Origin of the sequence: Veillonella sp. CAG:933, assembly GCF_000431435.1 — a bacterium.
Lineage (GTDB): Bacteria > Bacillota > Negativicutes > Veillonellales > Veillonellaceae > Veillonella_A.
Map to the genome: position 1 here is coordinate 1 of NZ_HF986185.1, position 880 is coordinate 880.

The window sequence follows — 880 nt, forward strand, 5'->3', positions numbered from 1 at the left end:
AATTTTTATGCGAACGGATGGGATATAGATGGGGCAGATTTAAGAGACAGCAGGGCAAATGGGTACACAGTAGCAAATAACAAAAGAGTGCCTATTATTACGTCAATTACATCAAACGGAGACGGAACGATAAGCTGGACATATTCAACTTTTACAGTTAGAAACGGAATGATTACAAGCGTACCAGACTCATCAACAAATATATAAAGGAGTAAAAAATGGACGAGCAGGAAGTAGAACGGATTTTGGTAACTAAAAAAGGAGAAGAACCAAAGACAGAGCCAGACAATGAGACAAAAACAGAGAGCGTATCGCTGGCACAAGTGATGGCTGCCTATGCAGCGGCACAGATGAACGAAAAAGGAGAGCAGGAATGATGGAAGAGAACACAAACAAAGAAGAGCAGACAACAGAAGCAGAAAAAGAACCGATAGGCGTAACCTTAAGCCGTGCGCACGGAGATGTAACAATAGCGATTTTGGAAATACAAAATGCTTATGGGCTGCCCGCATATCTCATGGATTTAATTGTAACAGCTGCATTATCAGATATTCGGGCGTGCGCAAATAAAGATATTATTCATGCAATGAGTAAAGGAGAATGACAGAATGGCATTACAGAACACACAGAGAATACAGATAGAGCTTGATGGAAACCCGCCTTTTGAATATGTGGTAGTCAAGCAGGGAGAAAAGGGAAGCCGCATTGTAGAGGTTACGCTGCTGGAGAACAAAACAGAATTTGAAATACCAAGCGGAACAACGGCAAAGATCAAATATTATAAGCCGGATGGGAAAAAGACATTAAATCCTTGTACGATATCCGGGAACGTGATTAAAGTAGAATACTCCGAGCAAATGCTGGCGGCAGCAGGCACAGG

The 880-nt window shown here is 41.9% G+C and carries 4 protein-coding genes; all 4 read left to right on the forward strand.

The genetic code is table 11. The annotated features are described in order from the left end of the window. Positions 1-207, forward strand: a 207-nt coding sequence (locus QZL64_RS04605; protein ID WP_296309321.1) for a hypothetical protein, incomplete at its 5' end; no start/stop codon positions are given. Between the two features lie 11 nt (positions 208-218). After that, entirely contained in the window at positions 219-377 is a 159-nt protein-coding gene (locus tag QZL64_RS04610; RefSeq protein WP_021840828.1) for a hypothetical protein, read from the forward strand. Further along, on the forward strand, positions 374-604 hold the full coding sequence (locus QZL64_RS04615; RefSeq protein ID WP_021840829.1) for a hypothetical protein: 231 nt from the start codon (positions 374-376) through the stop codon (positions 602-604). Before QZL64_RS04610 ends, QZL64_RS04615 begins: the two co-directional genes overlap by 4 nt. Before the next feature lie 4 nt (positions 605-608). After that, positions 609-880, forward strand: a 272-nt coding sequence (locus QZL64_RS04620) for a BppU family phage baseplate upper protein (RefSeq protein ID WP_296309323.1), incomplete at its 3' end; no start/stop codon positions are given.